The 24,574-nt window shown below is 27.5% G+C and carries 19 protein-coding genes; all 19 read right to left on the bottom strand.

Translation table 11 applies throughout. From position 1 onward, the window contains the following. Positions 1-633 precede the first annotated feature (633 nt). The 19 genes from IPM32_15570 to IPM32_15660 all read right to left on the bottom strand — a co-directional run bounded on the left by IPM32_15570 (position 634) and on the right by IPM32_15660 (position 24,567). Positions 634-1,077, bottom strand: coding sequence for a T9SS type A sorting domain-containing protein (locus IPM32_15570; protein MBK8946672.1), 444 nt, complete (start codon positions 1,075-1,077; stop codon positions 634-636). Between the two features lie 1,877 nt (positions 1,078-2,954). Beyond that, positions 2,955-3,179: a hypothetical protein gene (locus IPM32_15575; protein ID MBK8946673.1), complete on the bottom strand. Its 225-nt coding sequence runs from the start codon at positions 3,177-3,179 to the stop codon at positions 2,955-2,957. Between the two features lie 318 nt (positions 3,180-3,497). Beyond that, on the bottom strand, positions 3,498-5,081 hold the full coding sequence (locus tag IPM32_15580) for an alpha/beta hydrolase (protein MBK8946674.1): 1,584 nt from the start codon (positions 5,079-5,081) through the stop codon (positions 3,498-3,500). A gap of 263 nt (positions 5,082-5,344) precedes the next feature. Next, the gene (locus tag IPM32_15585) at positions 5,345-5,692 is read right to left on the bottom strand and encodes a DHCW motif cupin fold protein (protein ID MBK8946675.1); all 348 of its coding nucleotides are present in this window, start codon (positions 5,690-5,692) and stop codon (positions 5,345-5,347) included. Positions 5,693-5,812: 120 nt separating this feature from the next. Continuing rightward, entirely contained in the window at positions 5,813-6,526 is a 714-nt protein-coding gene (locus tag IPM32_15590; GenBank protein ID MBK8946676.1) for an NAD(P)H-binding protein, read from the bottom strand. Between the two features lie 96 nt (positions 6,527-6,622). After that, positions 6,623-7,198 carry a GNAT family N-acetyltransferase gene (locus tag IPM32_15595; GenBank protein MBK8946677.1) on the bottom strand — a complete coding sequence of 192 codons (576 nt, stop codon included), beginning with the start codon at positions 7,196-7,198 and terminating at the stop codon, positions 6,623-6,625. Between the two features lie 87 nt (positions 7,199-7,285). Further along, the gene (locus IPM32_15600; protein MBK8946678.1) at positions 7,286-7,726 is read right to left on the bottom strand and encodes a C_GCAxxG_C_C family protein; all 441 of its coding nucleotides are present in this window, start codon (positions 7,724-7,726) and stop codon (positions 7,286-7,288) included. Positions 7,727-8,122: 396 nt separating this feature from the next. After that, positions 8,123-9,064, bottom strand: coding sequence for an EamA family transporter (locus tag IPM32_15605; protein ID MBK8946679.1), 942 nt, complete (start codon positions 9,062-9,064; stop codon positions 8,123-8,125). A gap of 538 nt (positions 9,065-9,602) precedes the next feature. Further along, entirely contained in the window at positions 9,603-11,495 is a 1,893-nt protein-coding gene (locus IPM32_15610; GenBank protein ID MBK8946680.1) for a tail fiber domain-containing protein, read from the bottom strand. Positions 11,496-11,669: 174 nt separating this feature from the next. After that, the gene (locus tag IPM32_15615) at positions 11,670-12,299 is read right to left on the bottom strand and encodes a response regulator transcription factor (GenBank protein ID MBK8946681.1); all 630 of its coding nucleotides are present in this window, start codon (positions 12,297-12,299) and stop codon (positions 11,670-11,672) included. Positions 12,300-12,375: 76 nt separating this feature from the next. Continuing rightward, complete coding sequence (locus IPM32_15620) at positions 12,376-15,213, bottom strand: hypothetical protein (protein ID MBK8946682.1); 2,838 nt, start codon at positions 15,211-15,213, stop codon at positions 12,376-12,378. Positions 15,214-15,550: 337 nt separating this feature from the next. Next, the gene (locus IPM32_15625) at positions 15,551-17,074 is read right to left on the bottom strand and encodes a hypothetical protein (protein ID MBK8946683.1); all 1,524 of its coding nucleotides are present in this window, start codon (positions 17,072-17,074) and stop codon (positions 15,551-15,553) included. A gap of 313 nt (positions 17,075-17,387) precedes the next feature. Next, positions 17,388-18,017, bottom strand: a complete 630-nt coding sequence (locus IPM32_15630) for a DUF1801 domain-containing protein (protein MBK8946684.1) — start codon at positions 18,015-18,017, stop codon at positions 17,388-17,390. Between the two features lie 2 nt (positions 18,018-18,019). Beyond that, positions 18,020-18,403: a DoxX family protein gene (locus IPM32_15635; GenBank protein MBK8946685.1), complete on the bottom strand. Its 384-nt coding sequence runs from the start codon at positions 18,401-18,403 to the stop codon at positions 18,020-18,022. After that, positions 18,400-18,879 (bottom strand): SRPBCC domain-containing protein, encoded by a 480-nt coding sequence (locus IPM32_15640; GenBank protein ID MBK8946686.1) that lies wholly within the window; start codon positions 18,877-18,879, stop codon positions 18,400-18,402. The genes IPM32_15635 and IPM32_15640 overlap by 4 nt, the downstream gene beginning before the upstream one ends. A gap of 14 nt (positions 18,880-18,893) precedes the next feature. Beyond that, entirely contained in the window at positions 18,894-19,214 is a 321-nt protein-coding gene (locus IPM32_15645) for a helix-turn-helix transcriptional regulator (protein MBK8946687.1), read from the bottom strand. A 223-nt stretch (positions 19,215-19,437) separates the two neighbouring features. Further along, positions 19,438-20,127: a DUF4386 domain-containing protein gene (locus tag IPM32_15650; protein MBK8946688.1), complete on the bottom strand. Its 690-nt coding sequence runs from the start codon at positions 20,125-20,127 to the stop codon at positions 19,438-19,440. A gap of 353 nt (positions 20,128-20,480) precedes the next feature. After that, positions 20,481-23,324, bottom strand: a complete 2,844-nt coding sequence (locus tag IPM32_15655) for a beta-galactosidase (GenBank protein MBK8946689.1) — start codon at positions 23,322-23,324, stop codon at positions 20,481-20,483. 157 nt (positions 23,325-23,481) lie between these two features. Then, positions 23,482-24,567, bottom strand: a complete 1,086-nt coding sequence (locus IPM32_15660) for a response regulator (protein MBK8946690.1) — start codon at positions 24,565-24,567, stop codon at positions 23,482-23,484. Positions 24,568-24,574 lie beyond the last annotated feature (7 nt).

The raw sequence follows: 24,574 nt of genomic DNA on the forward strand, positions 1-24,574 counted from the left end.
AGTGATTTTGAGTTTTAAAAAATTATGAAATCTATTCTTAAATTTAATAGAAAAATTTGAAGAAGTAATAGTCAAGTTTTGTTCCGTTAGCTAATTGACATCAAATGACTTTGCTTTAGAAAGATCGGCTTTCACATGTTCGATCATTTTTTCAATGAGCCTTCAGTTTGTAGGTTCCATTATGTATTTTCAATTCGGATTAAGTTAATTAGTAATTATGATTTCTTAAGAATTAAATGCTGTTTCGATACAGCTTATCCCGTCGTAGCGGGAAAAATTACTTTTTATTAAATTTCTTTATTAATCATTAACACAAATCTTTTTGCACACCATTGTCACTGGATTTTTAGAAAAGTGTGTTTTTAATTGAGTTTTTGATAATGTAAATTCAATCCCGCACTTTCAGCTAACCCATGTAATACATCTCAATACCTTTTTCGTTTATAATGTGTTTAAGTGTTACAATTACTTCATTAATTAAAACTTTCATAGGTCTTTTCTTATCCTTCTTAAGTTAATAATGTACCCTCATTAATTACTTAAATAGAACTGTTGTGTACATTTGGATGCATCAATTGAAAAAGCCCTTCTTTAGAGAAATAGCTAACTTAAGAAAATATTATTTATCCTAATTTATTTGATTAGCAACATCATCTTTGTCTCAATAAATTCATCCGATTGTAAGCTATAGAAATATACTCCGCTTGATAAATTTGATGCATCAAATACAATTTCATAATTTCCAGGTTTTTTGTTTTCGTTTACCAATGTTTTAACTTCCCTACCAAGAATATCAAATACTACTAATTTTAAGTTTGACATTTGACGTTTTTCTTCTTTCGGAATAGAATATTTTATTTTTGTAGTCGGGTTAAATGGATTAGGGTGGTTTTGTTTTAATTCAAATTTATTCGGCAGAGGTAATTCATTTATAGAAACTATATTTGATGTGTAAAAATTCCAAACCTGACTCCATAATGAATTTGAGGACTCTTTATCAATAGATCTAACCCTCCAGAAATATTTAGTAAAAGGTTCAAGTTGAGTTATTTGAAAAGTATCTTTTTTTATATCCATTTCATTTATTAAAATATTTGCAAACAAACTATCAGTGGCTATCTGTAGATTAAATGAATCTACAAAATGTTTATTAGTCCATATTAAATTGGAATTAAGATCAACATTAGTCGAGTTATTTATTGGCAAAAATAAATTTGGTGACTGATAAACTCCTCCTTTGGTAGTTCGAATAAATACAGCAACATCTGCTAGTAATCCGCCACCGTAACCTGTGAATAATATTCCACCATCACTATCAATGTTATTAGGTAAAACACGATAATCATAACCAACTTGCGACCACAATGTATCTCCTTGAGGATCAATTTTTAGTATTGTTCCAATAGAACTCGTATAACCGTCTTCTCTTTTAACATAAACTAAATATTCATCTGTTGGTAATTTCATAATTTTATAAGCTACGTTTTGTTGGAATTCATTTGCCGGATTAAAATATTTTTTCGTCCAAATACTATCACCTAAATTATCCAATTTCATCACAAGTGCATTAGAACCCCAAATACCTGGTTCTGTAACATATCCTGCTATCATACAACCGCCATTATTTGTCGGTGCGACAGAATAACCAGTTGATAACATTTTATCACCGTTATCAAAAAGTCCTGAATAATATGTTTTATACCAAAGATTTTCACCCTCGTTGTTAAATTTTGCGACTAAAAGGTTGGTTAAACCTGTAACATTATTGTGATTACGACCAGTAACAATATATCCGCCATCGGATGATTGGCAAATACTGCTAAAATATGTATATATAAATGCTTTAATAATTGTTTTCCATTCAACTTTCCCTTCTGAATTTATTTTTATAATTCTTGGATCGCCTCCTGCAGAACCATATCCAACTGCGACGCAACTATTATCTGTTGATATTGCAATAAGGTCTTTATATCCTGCTCCTGCCCATAAATTTGTGTCACTTATTGTTACTTGCCAAAGTGAATCACCTTGATTATTTGTTTTAAGAATTGTGTTGAATAAACATGAATAAGATCGTTTACTATTTCCACAAAGAATAAAATATCCTGCATCTGAAGCAACTGCAACTTTAATTGCCCAACGAGTATTTATATCTTCATTACTTTTAAATAGTCTAGTCCATAATGTGTCACCATTTTTATCTAATTTGTAAAGCCAAAACTTTTCTTCAGTATGAAAATTTACAATTCCAATATATCCACCGGTTAATAATGGCTGAATATCTACACTAGGTCCTGTATTGAGCCAGTATTTTTCAAATGGTGTTTGTGGATAAGCGAAAGCAGATAATAAAAAAGTGCCAATAAAAACATACTTAGAAATATTCGTTTTTTTCTTAAAGTTCAGTTTTTCAAAATAAAAACAAACAGAAATTAAGTATTTTTTGAGCACATAAAATAAATAACTCTTATGAATTTCTTTTGGGTCATTAATTTTAAATTGAAAAGAATGAAATATTGTTTTCATCACATCCTCCTATGAAAAATGCAATTAATATTTCAATCAAACAGTCTGCTTCGGTAGAGAATTTTTTCGTGGTTAGAATTACAAGCATTATACATTCAGTAATTATTATTCGTACTCTCGGAGTAGAGAAAAATTACTAAGATTAATTAGCAAAGATTTTCTGAAATAAGCAATATTTATTTTATCAATATAAATTTTATCTACTTCTAAAAGCATTACTTAACAAATCACAACAGAAAAGCTGTTATTAGGATATTAGTTTTTAGAATGGTTTAACTGCGAAGCTAAATTTAAGGCAAATAAATTCTATCACGTAGATAACGTTTATCAATAATTTCGGAAATTGTTTTCCAATAAAAATACATTTAGAAATTTCTTTTAAATAATTATTATATCCAGTCAGAATCTTTTAATCAACAATAGATAATCTATACATTGGCTTCTAACAATATTTTTTTTGCTTTATCCATCATATTTGGATAAAGATTATTTGGAACATGTTCTTTCCCCAAGGCAACTTTTACTTTATGTCTTGCACATTCCATAAAATTACCTAAACAGTAATCTCTCTTAAATATTTTACCAATACCGCTTTCGATTGACATTTTATCATTAAAAAAAGGACATCCAGCTAAACAATCACATTGTTGCATATTTCCCCCATTTTTTTTGACTAATAATTTATAATCGTTAATTTATAAATTATTTTAATATTAACTTTATGAATTATTATACTTTTTAGAAAATTTAATTATTCGAGTATTCGTTTTAATAAATCAATAAAAGTGTTGATTACAATTTTTGATAATTTTTTTTTGCAGAGCTTAACAAACTAGTGCTGAACGATTATTATCACAAAAATGTGATAATAAAATTAAAACTTGCTTTCTATTTGCTAAACTTCTTTATGTCCAATTAGTGGTAATTTTAATTTATTTTAAAATCATTTAGATGATTATTTATTTTTGATATCATAAAATTTTTAATATCTGTTTATTCTTTCTAAAATTCACAATCTTTCTGTAAATCAAATAAATGAAACCTAGCAGAAATAAAATAATAATTACTATTATACCAAGTGATAATTTAGCAATGTCATTAAATCCAAAACTTACATTAAAATCCATTGGAACATATTTTACTAGTGACGATTCAATTTTCCCTTTGCTGAAAAATTGAGTAATTATTTTATCACTCATTGATTGATTCAAATATCTTAAATCCCCAACATGTCCAAATTCTGAAAGTATAATTTGTTTACCATTTTTAAAGTACTTTAAAAATTCCGTTGCAAATTTGGGAGGATTTGCAAAATCTAAACTTCCGCTTAACATTAACGTCTCAACATTAGTTTCGTTGAATGTCTTTAAATTTTCTGGAATCATTTTTATATCAATTCCACTAAAAATAAATGGTTCCCAAATTATTTCATTGAGTGGTGCACCCAAAATTATATTATGATCATTATTATATTTAATATTTTTTGCATATGCTAAATCTGCACTTGCTGCTTTTACTAAAAGATCTCCATAAACCATCATTTTAGGAAATGTATAATCAAAGGCAAGTGACATAAGAGCCAAACCACTAAAATCTCCATTTTCTGCAGCAATATATGCATCAAAAACCAATGCTGATGTGTTTCTATGCATTAGCAATCCAAATGTAGCAGCTTTAACTTTTCCGGGATTGATTGAAAAAAATAGCCATTTTTTAGGCATGTTATTTAATACTTTTTTCATAGAGCCAGCTAGGTTTATGCCCAATTTAGATTTCTCGTCATCCTCTGCCCATAAACCAGAATAATATTTAATAAGCTCATCAGTTTGTTTTGCAGCCCAAATAAAATTTCCGGGAGTATTTACTCCAATCATAACAGTGCGATAAATACTGGAAGGATGCATTATTCCATAAATATATGCAATTCGTGTTCCGTAACTTTCGCTTATAATATTTATTCTTTCATAGTTGAAAATCTTCCTCATTACTTCCATATCTTCAACAGTTTCTGGAATTGTATATCCATCTAGATCAATTCCAATAGATTTAAGACGATTAATACTTTTTTTCCAACTTTTACTTAAATACTTTCTAGATTTTTCACTCAGAAGATCATCACCGCAATTTATCATGGCTTCTGTAACTTCTGGACAATCAAGAACGGAAGAACCATCCACACCTCTGTAACCTACCATCACAAAGTCGTGATCATATAGCAAAGAATCAATTGGCGACCAATTCAAATTGGTTTGACCGGGTCCGCCAGCAAATGCAAAAATTGGTTCTTTTGGATTTTTAGATTTTGAATGAATACGAATTACCGGAAGGTGTATTAATCTCGAATTATTTTTACTTCTATTTTCTGGAACCGTTAGTGAGCCATAATCAGCTTTATATTCTTTTTCGCCAATTTTGAATATATCCGAAAGAAAAATATAACTTTCATTTTTTGAGTTCTTATCTGGTTGTGGGAATTCAAATGTTTTATTATTGCAACTAAAAGAAATTAATACTAGTAGAATTGAAAAGATTGCAGCTACAATGATTTTTTTCATTACAATTGCTACTATTTTGATTACATTATTTATAAATATAAAATAATTTTAATTCAAAAAATATATTTTAGTATCCGTTTAAATTTTTTCATCATCCAAAATTTATTGACATTATTCTCAAATCTAACACACATAAAATTCACTTTCTTTAAGTCTATAAGTTAAATTTAGAAAATATTTTTGATAACAAAAATGATAAGTTTTCGAAAGAATTTTGATAGTGTTTAATCGATTTTTGTGTAGTTCATCAAGAAGATATATTTTTAAGCTTTAAGAAAATCTCCGTCAATTATAAGTAATTTTACACCATTTTCAGTATTCGAACGGTGGGTACTTTGATTATCGGATACAACATACGTCATTCCTTTAGTTAATATTGTTTTGGTGCCGTTTTCGAATTCTGATACAAATTCACCTTCTAAGCAATGCACAATATGCCCTTTTGTACACCAATGATCAGCAATATATCCTTTCGAATATTCAACTATTCTGATTCGTAAACCATTAAATTGTTTTGTTTTCCAAAATGCAATTCCGCGTGCTCCCAAATGCTCACTTTTTAATATTTCTTCCCAAGTTATTACTTCAAATGGTATATTCAAATTATTCATCTTGAATTCCAAATTAAATTAGTTTAATCATTCTCTTAACTATATTAGAAATTTTTATCCATTAAAATCATTTTTGTAAAGTTTTTTTTAGTTAATCTTTTAACAAATAACTAAATCTGTTTAATTTTTATTATAAATAACTGGAGTTTTATGATTCCATTCATTCCATAATTTTTCGTTCGTAATTAACTCAACCATGAAATCAGCTACATTTATTCTGCTTGTTTTTCCTGGGTTAAAAATCGGACTACTAATTTTTTGTGGAAATATTTCATAATTACTTTTACTATTTTCATCAATTAATGAATCTGGTCTAACTGCAATCCAATCAATTATATTTTGCGATCCTATTTTATATACTAAAAAATCACCTGCAATCATATTATCACGATGTGGTGGTAAAAAAAGTTTTAATAATGAAAAAACTACTTTTTCACCTATTGTGTTTTTTTCTCCAGTTTTTTTATTTGTATATGCCGTTGTACTCATTAGTATAAATTTCTTTTTTATGTTAAATGATTGGAGCGCAAAAATTATATTTTCAACTGAATTTGAAACAAGTTTATAAGGAGGACCAAATATTCCTTTAAAACTTATATTATGGCCAAGGCAGCAGACAACAGCATAGCAATCATTGACCAGATCTTTAATTCGTTCTAAAGTAAATTCACTTATATTTCCTTTTATTATTTTAACTTTATTATTATCAAGTAAATTTTTATTGATTGTTGCATTTTCTCTAATTACAATTTTAATATTGATATCTTTTTCTAATAAATTTTGTACCACCAATTTACCGGTTGCTCCGCTTGCTCCTATAACTAATACATTCATATTTTCTCTCGTTGTATAAAATATTTTGTAATTGCAAAGTATCTAATTAAATTGCACGAAGCAGCTTACTCTGCTTCTAATTTACAATTTCTGATTTTATTTATTGCAAAAATCTGTTTCTAACAAACAATATATTTCACTATCTAGGTATTTTCCGTTATATAAATAGTCTTCTCTGAAATAAGCTTCTTTTTTAAATCCAAATCTTTCTAATAGTTTTATAGATCTTTTATTTTGAGGATTAACATTACCAAATATACTATGCAAACTTAATTCGTTAAATCCAAATTCGAGTATTTTAGATAAAGATTCAGACATTATTCCTTTTCCCCAATATTCTGGATTTAATGCATAACCAATTTCAGCTCGAACATTTTCTCTTATTAAGTTCCAATATCCAATATATCCCACAACTTTAGAAAAGGATTTTTCTCGAATAATCCAATTAATTCCGGTTTTGTCTTCATACGACTTAATTATTCTTTGAATCATTTCCATTGTTTCATCAATTGATTTATGATTGTCTCTATCTAAATATTTTGTAACTCTATTATCAGATCGAATAATAAAAATTTCATTTGCATCAAGAACCGTAAAACTTTCTAAAATCAAGTTCTTTGTTTCAAGGTTTGGAAATTGATTAAATACTTTATCATTAATACTAAAGTTCATTAATGTCCTTGTCTTTATTCCTTTTTAGTAAATAACAATCAAACTCATTTACTCATTAGTACTTTTACAGATTTTGCAAACATCAAATTATAATTTTTCTTCAAGATAATTGACAACTGTTGCCATACAATTTTTACAAACTTTATTTTTCAGATCTAATATTTTAAAACTAGTTTGTCCTTCAGCCGTTGTTAAATCACATCCGTTAATAAGTTTTCTGCAAATATAGGTGCCATGTATTTCCGAAAAACGATGCATCAATTCTCGCGCTTTGGAATAAGTTATTTCAGTATTTTCAATTTCACCAAATGAACCCTTACCATATTTCATCCCAATTACCATAATGCCGCCGGTTATTGTTCCACAAACTTCTTCAGTTCTTCCCATTCCACCGCCAAAACCACAAGATATTTTAAGTGCCATATCTTTATCAAGATTCAGATCTTCACAAAATGAATACAATACTGATTGTGCACAATTATATCCATTGTCAAATTTGGAGATTGCTATTTCAAAATGATTTTTCATACATTCCCTACTAATAAATTTTTTAAAATAAAGTTTAATCAGTTAGCAAAAGGATTTCTCAATTTCACAATATTTTAACAAACTTTGTATTGAGTTTGTTGTAAGAAATATAATTGTGGTTTTATTTATAATAAATTCCCATTGTTCAAAATTATAATTATATTTTTTATAATTCTCTGAATTACTTAAAAATAAATTTAAATAAGGAAATATCTTTTTGTAAATATGTATAAATACTTACAAGACGAATGATTTCATAACATGTCATTATTATTTGATTTTTAGAATTATCTTAGTTTAGTCTTTTATTTAAGTCTTGCTAATTTACTTTCTATAATTTAAACAAAAACTAAATTGCAAGTTTAGATGTTCAAATTAAAATTGTTGTTTTGATAATCAATCATTTAATTTTAATTTATTATTTTCAATATTTATATCATTCCTTTTTGTGAAGTGATCAGAAAGTACAAGATATACAGAAATAATAATGATAACAGTTGCAACTAATAATTCAAAAGTAATTTGTTCATTAGCAAATAACCATCCAAGAAAAACCGCAATTATTGGATTTACATATGTATGTGTTGAAATCCGTGTAACTGATGTACGCCCCAATAACCAAACATAAGCACCAAAAGCTAATACAGAACCAAAGATAATTAAATATAATAGCCCTAAAAATGATTTTGAATTAACATTGCTTAAGTGAAATTGAGATGGTTCACCAATTATAAAACTGGTTATCAAAACCAGTATTCCGCCAAAAATCAGTTCTATACCGGATGTTAATAACGGTGGCTTTGGTAGATTTGCAACTCTCGAATAAACAGCTCCACCGCCCCAAGAAAAAGTGCCTAATATAATTAATGCTGAGCCGAGTAGATCATTATTTGATGTTGTACTATTTGTAGTCGTTAAAATTAGATAAATAACACCAATGAATCCAAGGATCAATCCAATTATGCCTCTAATTTTTATTTGAGTATCTTTTAAGAAAAACCATTCAATCCCCATAATCCATAATGGTTCGGGTGTAATAAGTACAGCTGCCATTCCCGATGGTACATACTGTTGTGCCCATGCTAGTAATCCATGTCCGACCAAAAAGAACATTGCTCCCAATATAAAAAGTGGAAAAATATTTTCTCGTTTGATCTTTTCTTGGTTATTAAGCTGACTTATAAAATAAAGGATAATTCCAGCTGAAGTTGATCTTATTCCGATCATCATTAAAGGCGGAATTGTTTCAATTGCGTAACGGGTTGCAAGGTAAGTTGAACCCCATATAATATATATAGCTCCAAAAGCTAAAAATGTCTGTAATTTTTGTTTTTTCATAATTAACCTATTGTTTAAATAAGAATACAAAACCGATTAAAGAATTCAGAGTTTAGTCATATTTTTATTCCCAATAAAATTGGGATAACAAAATAATTTCTTGATTAACTTTAAGCAGCTTACATGATTCTAATTCCTAATTAAACCATTGGCTAATTAATAAAATTACACATATAAAAATATGGTTTCATAAAACAATATCAAAAAGAAGTAAATAAAAATTTCAAACTTATAAATTTACTAATCTCCTTTCTAATTTATTTTCCGAGCTAAGCTCAATAAAAATTCGTATTAATTTTTGAACATATAATTGTTTTTTATTGCACTCAACTGCATTTAATTAAATCTATTTTTTAAAATTTTCACAAAGTTTTTACACTCCACAAAATTTATTTTGATATTTGTGTAAATTTCTGAACTGTTAATAGACTTTCTATTTTCTGCATTCTTGCTTCAAATTCTTTTTCTTTTAAACAATTTTCTGAATCTTTTGTTTTAATTGCTGCAATTTGCCTGACTAATTCTTCATTTTTAATTTTTAGTTCATAATTATTTTTTCCAATTCCTTTATAGCTTCAACAAGCAAAGCTGTAATTGGTGCATATTGCATAGAATAATATTCTCCACTATCGTCTACAACTTCGGGAATTACTTCATTTGCTTCCTGTGCAATAAATCCCATTTGTAAATCTTTAGAATATTTTTCAGAGTCTTTCCACTCATAATTTACGCCGCGTAAATTTTTAACTTTTTCAAGAGCGTTTGCAATTGTTGAAATATTTTTTTTCAATCTTTCATCACTTAAATTATTCCAAGATTGAGTTCCTCCAGCATCTCCATTTACAAAAAATTCATAGTTCTGATTTCCATGGGTTCCATTCCCATTAATTACAACTCTATCTGTATTGAAATTTCCCCATATAAGTGGTGAATCAGAATTTGAATTTTCTATATAAAGTCTATTATCATTAGTTTCATTATATCCGGCTTGGTAACCAATGAACACATTGCCACTTTTATTATGAATAGATGAACCCTTACCAGCTTCAAAACCAATTATTGTATTGTTAGAACCAGTTTGATTATAATAATTCGCTGAAACTCCTATGCCAACATTATTATTCCCTATTGAATTATTATAAAGTGATAAAGAACCACTGCCGATATTGTTAGAGCCAAGCGTGTTTTGATTAAGTGCACTACTTCCATTTGCGGTATTGGCGTTACCAGTTGCATTTGAGTATAGTGCCTCTGAACCATTTGCAGTATTATAATCGCCATCAACGTTTAATAAAAGTGCATTATAGCCATTTGCGGTATTAGCAAGTCCAGTTTCATTTGTATAAAGTGCACTATAACCATTTGCTGAGTTATAATGTCCAGTTGTATTTGAAAAAAGTGCACCAGCTCCGGTTGCTGTATTATTATTCCCAGTTGTGTTACTATTTAGTGTACTACTTCCGTTTGCCGTATTATAATTTCCTGTAGTGTTTGAAAAGAGAGCTTGAAAACCGTTTGCCGTATTATAATTTCCTGTTGTATTTGAATAAATTGTCTGATAACCAATTGCAGTGTTACTATTTCCTGTATTATTTAGGAAACTGTGATTTCCCTTTAGACTTTCATATCCAACACTTGTATTGGAGTTTATAAAGGGAGTTGCCGAGCCATTTGTATTCATTTGAGAACTATAACCAATTGCGACACCATTTCTACCTGCTTTGCTGTTTTGTAGTGCTCCAACTCCAACTGCGGTGTTATCGTTACCACTTATATTAGAATACAACACATTTGTGCCTATTGCAATATTATGATCACCAGTAGTATTTGAACGCATTGCTACATGTCCAATTGCTGTGTTATCAAATCCTGTATTATTGGAATTTAGTGTTTCCCAGCCTACACCAACATTAGCTGTGCCGGTTGTATTTTGATTCAAAGCACTTTTTCCTATTGCTGTATTTGCATTTGATCCGTCATCAGCGTTTCCGGCAAATTGACCTAAAAATAAACTTGAACCATCATATTTGGCATCAGACAAGCTATTAATATCTGACGCACCACCGCTTCCAATTGCTGTATTTCCCCAAAATAAACTTCCACCGTTGTTATATAATTTATTGCCAGATATGGTTGTTCCAACATTTAGTAACTCGATGGATCCACCACTTCCTTCATCAATAATTTTAATAAGTGAGTTATTTGATTCATCCTTAAAATCTATTACATCTCCGGTTGCAGTTGGTGAATTGATTTTATTTGAAATAGATTTCTCTTCTTTTTTACTTTGTTTTCCATCTTGTGCAGAAATCTGTATAACTGAAAAAACAAAAATAATTAATAATGAAATTGAAAAAGTAACAGGATGATCATATTTAACAACTTTGTTAGCTTCATTATTATTTGAATTATGTTGGAGTTTTTGTCTCATTTTAACCTCTGGTAATTTTGTTTATTTTCTGAACAAATTTACTTCAGAATAAAAAACAACTCAACTACACAAAAGGGTAAGAAAGTGAAACGAGGTAAATAAATTGAAAAGTCAAAAGTGAAAGGTGAAAAGTTAAAATAAAAATGGATAATTCTAAATTCTTTTTTTAGTTTTTTAGATTTCCCCGCGGAAGGATTTTGAGATTAATTCACCTTTTGAATTTATTTGTAATTTTTTATAAATATTTTTGCAATGATATTTTATTGTATCAACTGTTACATTTAAATTTGCTGCAATCATTTTCATACTTAATCCATCAACTATAAAATCAGCAACTTGTTTTTCACGTTCACTAAGATTATTCTCAGTATGTGAGGATTTTGTTTCATCAAAAAATTTTACAACTTTTCTAGCAATTAGCGGAGACATTGGTGCGCCTCCTTTTGATACTTCTAATATTGCATTTTTAATTTCTGCAAGTTTTGTACTTTTTGATAAATATCCCGAAGCTCCGGATTTTAATGCTCTAAAAATTACTTCAGCTTCTTCATGCACGGTAAGCATTACAATTTCAACATTTGGAATTCTTTCTTTAATTAATTGAATAGCGCTTAGTCCGGAAATTCCTGGAAGTCCAATATCCAAAAGTATTACATCCGGTGGAATTTCTTTGTCATAGTTTTCAAAAAACTCTTCAACAGATTCTGCAGATACATTACATAAAAATTCATCTTGATCGCTCAAGAATTCCTTTATTGGAATTCGAATTTCTTTAATATCTTCAACTACTGCTACGTTTATCATACTTAAATTTACTTTCAAAATTTTTATAAATAAACTACACAAAAGTGTGGATAAATTAAAAAGTCAAAAATGAAATTTAAAGTTTCGATTTTGTTAGATGAATTTTAAGTCCGTTTTCATTTTTAATTTCAATCTCAGCATAAATATTTTTTGCACGCATTTTCATATTTTTTAAACCATTACCACTTTTAGGATTATCGAAATTTATTCCTTTTCCATTATCTGCAATTATTATTTCAAAAATATCATTTTTGTATTTAAGAATAATTTTAATTTCTGAACATTCCGAGTATTTAATAGCATTATTAATTGCTTCCTTTGCAATCATCATTATGTTTTGGCGGAAATCAATCTTTAAAGGTTTTTGCAATTCAGTAATTTCATTTACAAAAATTAATTGAATTTCATTTTGCTCTAAAAACTTTTGTGCAAAATTATGAATTCGGTCAACCAAACTTTCCATTGTATCATTTCTTGAATCAATCGACCAAATAACATCGCTCATCATGCTAATTACTTCACCAGCTTTGGTATTGATGAAATTTGTTTTTTCTTTAATTTTTTCTAAATCTTTTGTATATGTTAGCGAATCTGCATTTACAGAAATTTGGGTTAATAAAGAACCAACTTCATCATGTAAATCACTTGCAATTTTTGTTCTTAGTCTTTCAAGTTTTAATAAATAATTCAATCGATATTGAAAAGCCAACCAAAGTATAAAACCAAATAATGAAATAATAATTAATCTAAACCACCAAGTTTCCCACCAAGCTGGATTAATAACAAAAGTTATTGAAACCGGTTCACTCCAAAACCCCCATTCATTTTGTGCTTTTACTTCAAATATATATTTTCCATTATCCAAATTTGTATATTGAGCATGATCATCACTGCTTGTAACCCAATTATCATTTATTCCACTAAGTTTGTACTTATATAAAACTTTATTTGGTGCTGTTAAATTTATTCCGGTAAATATGAATTTAAGATAATTTTGATTGTAATTTAATTCGTTAGAATTTTTAAATTCTTCAATCGGGTAATCTTTATCAAATATTTCTAAACCGGATAAATATATTTTTGGGGGAATTTTATTAATCAAATCTTTTTCAGGATTGTAAACCGACAAACCTTTTGAAGTTCCGACTAACAATTTTCCCTTATCATCAATAAACATTGAACTTTTCAGACAATTATCATAAACCAATCCATCTTTTTGAGTTATATTTTTAATGAATTGTTTTGATGAATTAATATTTAGAATAATATTTAATCCTTTATTTGTGGAAACGAAAATTCTTCCCTTTTCATCTTCCGAAATTCCAACAACTGCATTATTGCTTAATCCGTCATTCATATCAATTGTATCAATAACAATATTATTTTTTAAAATATTTAATCCATTTTGCGTACCAACTAACATTGAACCATCATTTCTTTTAAATAAACAATTTATAACATTTTCGCTCAAGCCATTTTTCTTTGTAAGATTTATAAATTCATTTCCATTTTGATAAAAAATTCCTTTATCAAAACTTCCGAAATAAATTTTGTTTGAATCAATTGGCAGAATTGAAATTATAAAATTGCTTTCAATTTTATCAAAGTAAGAAATTTTATTAACTTTTTTTTCCTTAATAGAATAAACACCAAAGTAAGTTCCTACATAAATTCTATCATCAATTTCTGCAATCGAATAAATTTCATTATTTAAAATCTGTGTATCATTAACAAAATTTATGAGTGAATTATTTTTTAAGATTTTCAATCCGTGATATGTACCAACTAAAACTTCGCTATTTTTTTTTTTATAGAGTACGTTAATTAAACTTCCTCTTTCATCTTCTGCTTTAATGAAAGACTGAATTTTAAAATCACTTAATTTATATAATCCGGACTTTGTTCCTAAAAATTGATTACCATAATTGTCTTGAGTAATTGAAAGAATTTTTTCATCAATAAATCCATAAGAAGAATTATAATTAACCAAATATTCTTTAGGATTGTAAATGCTTACTCCACCGCCATTTGTGCCAAAATAAAGTAAACCATTTTTATCTTCGGTTAAAGTCCAAATATCATTACTTACCAAACCGTTTTCAGTTTTTATTTCATTAAGATTTCCATTTTGCTCAATTAAAATTCCAGCATTTGTAGCAAAGAAAATTTTTCCATTATCAGAAATATGAATTTTATAAATAGCTGTATTTTTTTTTAGAGTTGTGATTTTCCAATTAGTAATTTTGTTTGCGGCTAAATTTGTACCAACATAAATAATACTATCACCAATTGTGTTAACACTCCAAAGCAGATCTGATGAAAGACCGTTCTTTGAGTTAAAAATTTCACAACGATTATTTTTAATTGTTACGAGACCGTTTGAAGTAGCACAATAAATTATTCCGGAATTTGAAATATGAACATCCCAAATATCTGTTTTGGGAAAATTAATCTTTGAACTAAAATCTGAAAATTTTCCATTTTCCAGTTTTGAAATTTTTCCTCCATTTCCAAAGAAAAGGATTATATTTTCTGCAAGAATTAAAATTCGTGTAACATTATTATCTAATAATCCATTTTCAACATTTATTGTATCAAATTTATTTTCTTTAATTTTTAAAATTCCACCACCGTAAGCAGCCAAATAAATTGTGCCATCTGGTGATTCCTTAATATCCATAATTTGTGATGCTGGAAGTCCGTTATAAACATTAAGATTTTTAAATTTATTTCCATCCCAAATGCTTAAACCGCCAAGAGTTCCAATCCATATAAATCCTTTGCTATCTTGGAATAAGGATGTAATTTCACCTTGAATTAATCCATCTTCAAGCGAAATTGAATTATGGATTTTTACTTGTGCAAATATTGTTTGAAAATAAATAATTACTAAAAGTATAAATAACTTCTTCATATTTTTATTTGCATGAATTATTTAGAATAAAGTAAATAAAATTATTCTAAATTGCTGTGATTTGACTTTACAAAATGAATAGCATTTCGCAAAAAATTGAGGTTGGGAATTAAGTAATTAACATAATCTGAAAATCACAAAATATTTTTTATGCTTAAAGTACATTTATTTCATCGTTTTTCGATTCTATAAAATCTCCGGTTGCTTGAATTTTATTTTTTGAATTACAATATATTTTTCAATAATATTTTGTCATTTATGATTTAATATTGATTATAATTATAAGAAATAATAAGTAAATTATTTTTTTTTGAAACATAAAAACCTCAATATTAAATTAAAAAGTTGTTAAAGATACACGCTTCCATCCAGCGTTTGTTTTTATATAAAAATAATTATCATCCCAACTTATATCTCCAACATTACCATTTATGTCAGTTGAACTTGTTGGAGTATAAGAATCTCTTAATCTTAATTGATTATATCCAGAAGAACCTTCTATATCTATTTTTGAAGTAGGAATTTTCGTAGATATACCAAGCTTTCCGTGAACTGCTACAAAATCAGTTGTAAAATCACCCCATATTAAAGGAGTATTACTATTCGAATTTTCGATATATAGTAAATTGCTTCCGGTTTCATGATATCCACACTGATATCCAATAAAAATATTTCCACTTTTATTGTGCTGTGCGAATTGTTTTCCAGCTTGATGACCAATAATTGTATTATTAGAACCTTCTTCATTAAAATAATTTGTCTCATTCCCAATACAAACATTGTTTGTACCAATTGTATTTTTATATTGGGATGCAAATCCAAAAGATGTGTTATTATTTCCCGAAGTATTTGAATAAAGTGAAAAAGTTCCACTTGCTGTATTATTTATGCCTATTGTATTAAATTTTAACGAAGCTGATCCGTTTGAAGTATTATAATTCCCACTTGTATTTGAATTTAGCGAGACGTAACCTACAGCTGAATTATGAATACCAATTGTATTGTTTAATAATGCAAAACTACCAATAGCAACATTAAAACCGGCAGTTGAATTAGAATAAAGTGCTTGATAACCAAGAGCAGTATTACTATTTCCAGAAACATTCGAATAAAGGCTTTCAAATCCAACAGCAGTATTTTGACTACCTATATTATTTGAATAAAGTGAACCAAATCCATTTGCTGTATTGTAAATACCGTTAGTATTACTTTTTAAAGAAGATACTCCAGTTGCAGTGTTATGATTTCCAATTGTATTTGAATTTAAGGACTGATAACCAATTGCAGTGTTGTTCCAACCAGATGTATTAGAGTATAAAGATTGAAAACCTAATGCAGAGTTAAAATAACCCGAAGTATTAGCAAAAAGTGAACTAACACCAAAAGAAGCATTATAGTTATCGCCATCATCACTATTACCTGAATTCAATCCAATAAATAAGCTATAATTGTCAGATTTTGCATCATCCAAATCATTAATTGTTGAAGAACTTCCACTGCCTAATTCCGTACCATTAAAAAATAGTGTACCATTATTGTTATATAGTTTGAAGTACGTATTTGTAGGTATCCCAGAACTCATTTGAAACGAACCAAAAGAACCTTCATCAACAAATCTGAAAAGTAAATTTGAGTTTTCATCTTTTAATACAACAGCATCACCGATTGCAGTTGGTAAATTTAATTTATCTGAATTTATTTTTTCTTCTATTTTATTTTTCTTCTCTTCTTGAGCTGAAATTTGAACGAATGAAAAAATAAGAATTATCAAAATTAAAATTGAGAAAGTAATAGTGTGATCATATTTAATTGATTCTTTTTTTCGAGTTATATAATATTTTAGTTTGAGATTTTGGCTCACTTCAACCTCTGATAAATTTATCAATTTTATTGATAAATTTATGTTTGAAAAAGACTCAACTCAACTACACAAAGGGGTAATATTAATTTCGATGTATTTTTAGATTGATTAACAAAAATTCGTTTGCATTGGTTGTGTTTAAAGATTGTTTTTATAAGAGAAATAATATTAAGAAGTACATATCGTTGAATTTTTCTTAAGTACAAATGGATTAAACATTATTTTAATTTCTAGAATTTTAGAAATATAATTTCAAACTTATTAATTTTTTAGAATTTAAAAAAATTTTCCTAAATAATTACAAAAGTTATAATTATTTGTAATTATCGTTTAATCCTTTTCCATTAAAAATATTTGGAGTACTTTTATCAATTCTTGATAATTTAGATTTAGCTTTTTTTGGTTGAGAAAAATAAATTAAATAACCACGTTGTCTACCGGGAGTTAACGAATAGAATGCATCTTTAAAACCGATAATTTCGTTAAATTTTTGTTGTAATTCTTCCGGAATTTTAAAATCAGAAGTTTGTTTAAATGTAACTTTTAAACCAGCTTTTTCGCATTCAATTGCTTCATAAATATATTCTTTTATTGTTGATTCAAGATTTACAATTTCTGTATAATTTGTAAATCTTATCTGTCTGGCGGTTTGGCTATTTTCTGTTTGCTGAATTAAAATTTTCCTTTTGTCTTTCAGTAAAACTCCTTTTGGAAATAAAAGAGCACAATAATTGTTAAATACATGCATTAAAACAATATTTTTATTTTCGTAAGTATAACACGGATGCATCCATTTAAAGTCTTCCGTTAGTCCGCATTCAAGTGCAATTTTTCTTAGTAATGTTAATTCACTTTGCCAATTATGAATTTTACATTCCGGTGTTCCGCCCAATTTGCATTGCATACAACCATCAATAAGATATTTATCAACTTTGATATTCATATTTAACCCTTAATTATTTTTATTTTTCGATCCTCAGTTCTGTAATACCAAGAAATTATTGTTAACAGTAATAAAAGAGTTGGACCAAAAAATTCAGCTAAAGTATCACCTACTGCAAAATGTGAAAATATTGCTCCAGACATTACAAAGAAAAATCCCGCATATGCCCATTCTTTAACCAAAGGAAATTTTGGTAACAGAATTGCCAACACTCCAAATATTTTCCATACTCCAATAATTGTTAAAAAATATTCTGAGTATCCTAAATTTTTCATTTTTATTACTTCATCTTCTAAGTGGATTATTTGTACAATTCCGGTTGATAACATTCCCAAACTAAGCCAAATTGTTGCAATCCAAAATATTATTTTGTTTTTATTTTTCATTGATTTGCTTCTTTCATATTGGTGAATAATTTTTCAATTCTATTGTGAGCCATATTTAACCCAAATGCAAATGGAAGTTTGAGAAGATTGTCTCTCTTTTCAACAGATTCAAAAATCGTATGAATTTTAAGTTTGCTTGATTCATTTGATATTTTTTCAAACTCATAAATTTCGAGTTGAACTCCAAACGGCATCGTATCCATTTCAAAAGTTCTTGAAATTTTTTTGTTATGAATAATTTCATGAAATACACCATTAGCTTGAAATGCAACTTTTCCCTTATCATCCAAAGTTTCAATTACATATCCTCCAAACTTTTTACATTCAAAATTTATAACTTTCGTTCCCATCCATTGTTCAATTAATTCTGGTTCAATGTAGGCTTTAAAAAGTAATTCAATCGGAATTTCAAATTCCCTATGGATAAACAATTCTTGTTTTCCATCTTGAGCTTCAATTTTTGTTTTTAATTCCATAATTATTCTTTCATTTATTTTGATTTATAGTTTTTCATTAGGTTTTCTAATTTATTAAATCTATCGTCCCACAATTTTCTAAATGGTTCAATAAAATCAGCTAATTCCTTAATTTTACTTGGATTAAGATGATAATAAATTTCTCTGCCATTTTTCTCATATCCAAGCAACTCACATTCAGTAAGAATTTGTAAATGTTTGGAAACTGTTGGTCTAGCTGTATTAAAATTTATAGCAATTGAACCAGCTGTCATTGTTTGGGTTGTTAACAATAATAATATTGCTCTTCTTGTAGGATCGGCAATTGCTTGAAAAATATCTCTTCGTAAATTCATTTTTTTTGTAAAATATTTATGTAGTTATATGACTACAAATATATATGAAGTTATTTAACTACGCAAGCACAATTTTACATTAAGCATTTTTTGATAATTTTTTTTTAAGAATTGAATGATAAAATAAATAAACGTGTTGTTCTAAAAATTATTTTAAGATATTAATAAATTAAAATTTGTAAATATGTGTATTGATAAGAAATTAATTTTCTTAAAAGTTAGATTAAATATTATCACTAACTTTTTCAATTTGCTTTTCCACATTAAAACCTTTTAAAATCAACCATACCGGGAATAAAAATAATTCCCAAATTCCTCCAATAATATAAAACATACTTCCGCTTCCATTTACAGTATCAATAATTCCCATTAAATCTAAAATTCCGCTTAAGAACAAAAACAAATAACCAATAATTCCCCACACTGATAAAAATCTTGGAATTAATTTTGTTTGGTAAAATAAATAACATAAAAATATGCTTCCCAATCCAAGAATTACCATTGCGATTTGATAAGTTAAATATCTCAATTTTACAAATAGATCAATCAAAATATTTGGATTTACGCTATTGGTGAAAATAACATCTTTACTAAAATTTATAATCAAATAATATATTACTGTTCCGATAAGTAACAGAACACACTCTAATATTCTAAAACTTAAGTAGGTTATAGCAATTACTTCACTGTATTTTTTCAATATTGGAAATAAGAAAATTGCAATGCCAACAATACCTATTGCCATTACTAAAATTAAAAGTGCTCCGAAATGTAAATAATTTTCGTTATCTAAAATATTTTCAAGTGGTGTTTTAAGAAGTGGTGCAACCAAATATGCATCTAACATGCCGGCAATAATTGTGATTATAAATAAAGAGCCAACTATTATTCCAATATTTTTATTTAATATCATAAAATTTCCTAAAATATTATTTAGAAATAAGTAAAAAATTCTATCCTTTCATTAATTATTGTATTTCAAATAAAATTAAATTTATAATTCTATAAAATTTGCATTCAAATAATTTTTTTTTCAAATGTGATAAGTTTTTGTTTTGTACAAATAATAATTAAACATTTCATTTAAATCAAAAATTACATTTTTTAATATTAAGGAATTGTTAATTATATGTTATCCATATGATATATTAACGTATTATTAAGATTAAATTTGTCTAGGAAGGATTTTGGGAAATTCTAATTCTCAATTAAAATTATACGATGATTTTTTTATTACAAATAATATTTTAAAATCTTACTAATTTTTCACTTGTTAAATAACTGTAAAATTTTATTTATTTGAATTTCATTCTTGGGATTAAAAAAATCACTTTTAGCATATTTTAACATACTTATTAATAACTGTTTCGCTTCAATTCTATTTTCCAAATTAGTGAGCAAATCAATGCCGGTAAGAATAATTTTTCCTTTACCAACTTTTGCTTCAACAATAAGTCCCAATGATCTTGCAGTAAACCAATCATCAATAATTCTAACAACGGGTTCAATATTTTTTCCTAGTTCACTTAATAATATTGCATTGGAATTACTCATTGCATCCCACCACTGAAAATTGCTGAAAGATTGCGTTGGAAACTCGTTCAGCAAAGGATGTTTAGGATTACATAAAATTCCTAAAGTGTTAGGAGGTTGATTATTGGTCCACGCTGTATTCCAAAATATGCTGGAAAATCCAACAGCAATATTTCCTCCCTTTTCATTTTTTATACTTCCCTTTTTAGGAGTTATTATAACCGTTCCGCCTTTTTCAATGTGAGTAAAAATTTCTTTATTAATTTCTTGAACAATTTTTATCTCACTATTTAAATCAATATTTTGTTTTTCAGGATAAACCCAAAAGTCCCAAGAATTTACATAATTGGCAACATTCACTTGGAGCTTATAAATTGCTGGCGAACTCAATTTATTAAGCTCATATTCTATTTTTCCAATTCCAAATGAATTTCCAATTTGGATAATATTTTTTTCAAATTTTCCATTTGCAATTTCTTTGTTTTGTAAATCAAGTATTTTCCATGTTGGAATTATATTTTCCAACGCGTTTGGTCCGAAATGAGCAACATCAATAGGAACATTTAAAGTTTCATTTGAAGTAAAAATAAATTTGGGAAATTTAGCAAGCGGTACTGTTGAATTGCAAAACTGGCTATATTCTTTTGATGATACATAACCCTTTTCATTCCAAAACGGATCTAAAACCCCAACCAATGCGGTTCCTTGTCCGGGAAAATCATGTAGATCTAATAACTGAAATCCTCCCATATTTTTAGTACGCAAGGCAGCTTCAATATCTGCTTTATAGCAAAGAGTTTGTAATTTTCCAGAGGCATAAAGAAATTCATCGGAATAATTTGATAAATTATTTTCATCTAAAAAAGATTTGAATATTTCAAAATTCTCGGGATACAAAACTCCATTATATTTTTTAATTTCTTTAAAATTGGGATATACGCACCATTGCCCTATTTCATGACTAATTATTGGTTTACTTTTTGAATTTATAATTTTTTCCCAATCATAATTAGATTTTGGTGGCTCAGAATTAATTATACTACTTAAGCCTGCTCCCCATAATTGAATTCTTGGTTCATAAGAACTTATAAAATCATTTTCTTCAATTTCCGGCCAGCCTGCAGCTCCCGCATAAAGTCTGCGATTATCAAACTTTTTCCAAAACGAAATTAATTTATTTAAATATTCGTTTTGATTATTACCTGCAGGTTCATTTCCGTAAAGTAGAAAACAAAACGATGGATGATTTCCAAACTCGTTTAAAATCCTTTTGCTTTCTTTATAAATATATTCATCAATTGGTTTTCCATCTCCAATTGTTACTCCTTGATTTGCCCAAGATGCAGTTTCAATTTGTAAATAAATGCCAATTTTATCTGCTGCATCAAATGCAGATTCAGGAGGACACCACGAATGAAATCTGATATGATTTAATCCAAAACTTTTGGCAACTTTAAATATTCTTTCCCATTCTTTTAAATCAGTTGGAGGATATCCCGTTATAGGAAAAATTGCACATTCTAAAGTTCCGCGCAAAAAAGTCAAATTTCCGTTAATTCTAAATTGAGTTTTATCTGTTGTAATATTTCTCAAGCCAAAGTTTTCTTCTTTCAAATCTTGAAAACTTTTTCCATCAAGCTTAACTGAAAGATTATAAATGTTTGGAGAAAATTCATCCCAAAGTGAAAGTTTATTCGAATAATTATATTTAGTAATTATTGTATCAGTATTTGGATGGATTACTATATTTGAAGTGAAATCCGCGATTATTTCTTGATCCGTTGAATCATTTACATTGTTGATTTCAAAAATTAATTTGCCTTCAACAGTTTCATTTGTTCCATTTTGTAAAATTGTTTCAATCTTAATTTCTTTGTTTGATAAATCCGAATAAATTTTAATTTGCTCAATACGCACAACACTAATTTTATTGATTGTAATATCGCCAATAATTCCATTCCAGTTAGTCTGAGTATGATCCGAAATACTATGTGAATTAACACCGGGATTTATTTCATGTATTCTATTATCAATTCTAAATGTAATAAAATGTTTACCGACGGTAAGATTTTTTATTTTAAATTTATGCGGTGTACTTAATGAGTTTTCATTTCCGATCAATAAATTATCAACCCAAACAGTTGATTGCCAATGACATCGTTCTAATATAATTTCAATTTCTTGATCTTTCCAATTATTTGGAATATTAATTTCACGTTTGTACCAAGCTGCACCAACGTAATATTTTTTTGGCTGTAACCAAAAAGGAACTTTGTAATTATTTGGATTTCTGAATTTTTCATATTTAGGTAATTTAAAAAATGATGAATCTACAATATCGCCAGTCCACTTTGTTTTTAATGATATTTGTTCACCTTTATTATTTTCTGCCATTGAACCCGGGAGTTCAATTGTATCATTAAATTTTTTTGAATACCAATTTTTTTTTATGCCAATATCCAATGAATCAATTTGAAATTGCCATGTACCGCTTAAATCAATTTTGGTTTGTGCAGATAAATTAATTTGAATGATTGAAACACTAAGTAATACTGAAAAGAGTGGTAACTTAAACATCGTTTGCCCAATAAAAATATTTAATTTATACAAATGTAGTATTTAAAGTTATTACAATTATAAAATAATATTTATTCAATTTTGCAAAATATGAGGGATTTATTTTTTTTGGTTTATAATGAATTAAATCAGTGGAATAAAAAGTTTTAATTTTTTTTTAATTGGCAATTTTTATTTCAAAACTTACTTTTGTTCCCTTATGCGAATTATCTTCAAATTTAATTTTAGTTTCATATTGATCCAGCAAATTTGTAACAATTGCTAATCCGAGTCCGTTACCCAGCTGCTGATTTTGAGCGCGGTTAAATTGAACAAACGGACCAATTTTAGGAATGTATTCTTTTGGTATACCCACTCCTTGATCGTAAATTTCAAATCTATATTTGTCATTTATTATTTTCCCAACAACATTTACTTTTTCACCTTTAACAGAAAATTTAAATGCATTTTCAACAAGTTGTTTAAGTATAGTTGATAGATGAATATTATTAATTTCCAAAATGCTTTCTTCAATTGTTTGATTAAAATCTAGTTTTCTTTCGTTTTCTAAAATAAGTTGATCAAAAACATTTGAAATTAAAAAATCCAAATTAGTAGTTAGAGAATTTTCATCAATATTCTCTTTAAGTTTATTCGAAGTAATATCTGAATAAATTATAAACTTTTCTAATGTATTTAAGAGTCGTTTTCCTCCATAATAAATATTATCAAGTAATTCAAAAATTTGTGTTTTATCTAATTCTTCATAATTTTCTTTTAGCAATTGGGGATAACCAAGAATTGCTACTAATGGAGTCCTTAATTCGTGAGGAACGTATTGGGTAATTCCCTTTAATGTTAAATCAATTTTCTCATCTAAATAAGTTTTCTTTTCAAGGCGAAGTTTAACTGATTTTAATAAATCAGAAGTTTTAAATGGTTTCGAAATAAAATCATCGGCACCTAAATTCATTCCTTCTCTGATATCATCTTTTTCGGATTGTGCAGTAAGAAAAATAAACGGAATATTAAAAAACTCCGGAACAGCTTTAATTTTTTGGAGAAAGTTTAAGCCAGAATATTCCGGCATTATTATATCGGAAATTATCAGATCTGGTTTTACTGATTCTATTTTTTGTAATGCTTCTTTTACATTTGACGCAAGAAGTGTTTGATAATTATTTAATAATAAAATTTCGTTTAAAGATTCTCTAACATCATTATCATCTTCAACAATTAGAATAAAATATTTTTTATTTTGCATTAAAATG

Source organism: Ignavibacteriota bacterium (genome assembly GCA_016716225.1).
GTDB lineage: Bacteria > Bacteroidota > Ignavibacteria > Ignavibacteriales > Melioribacteraceae.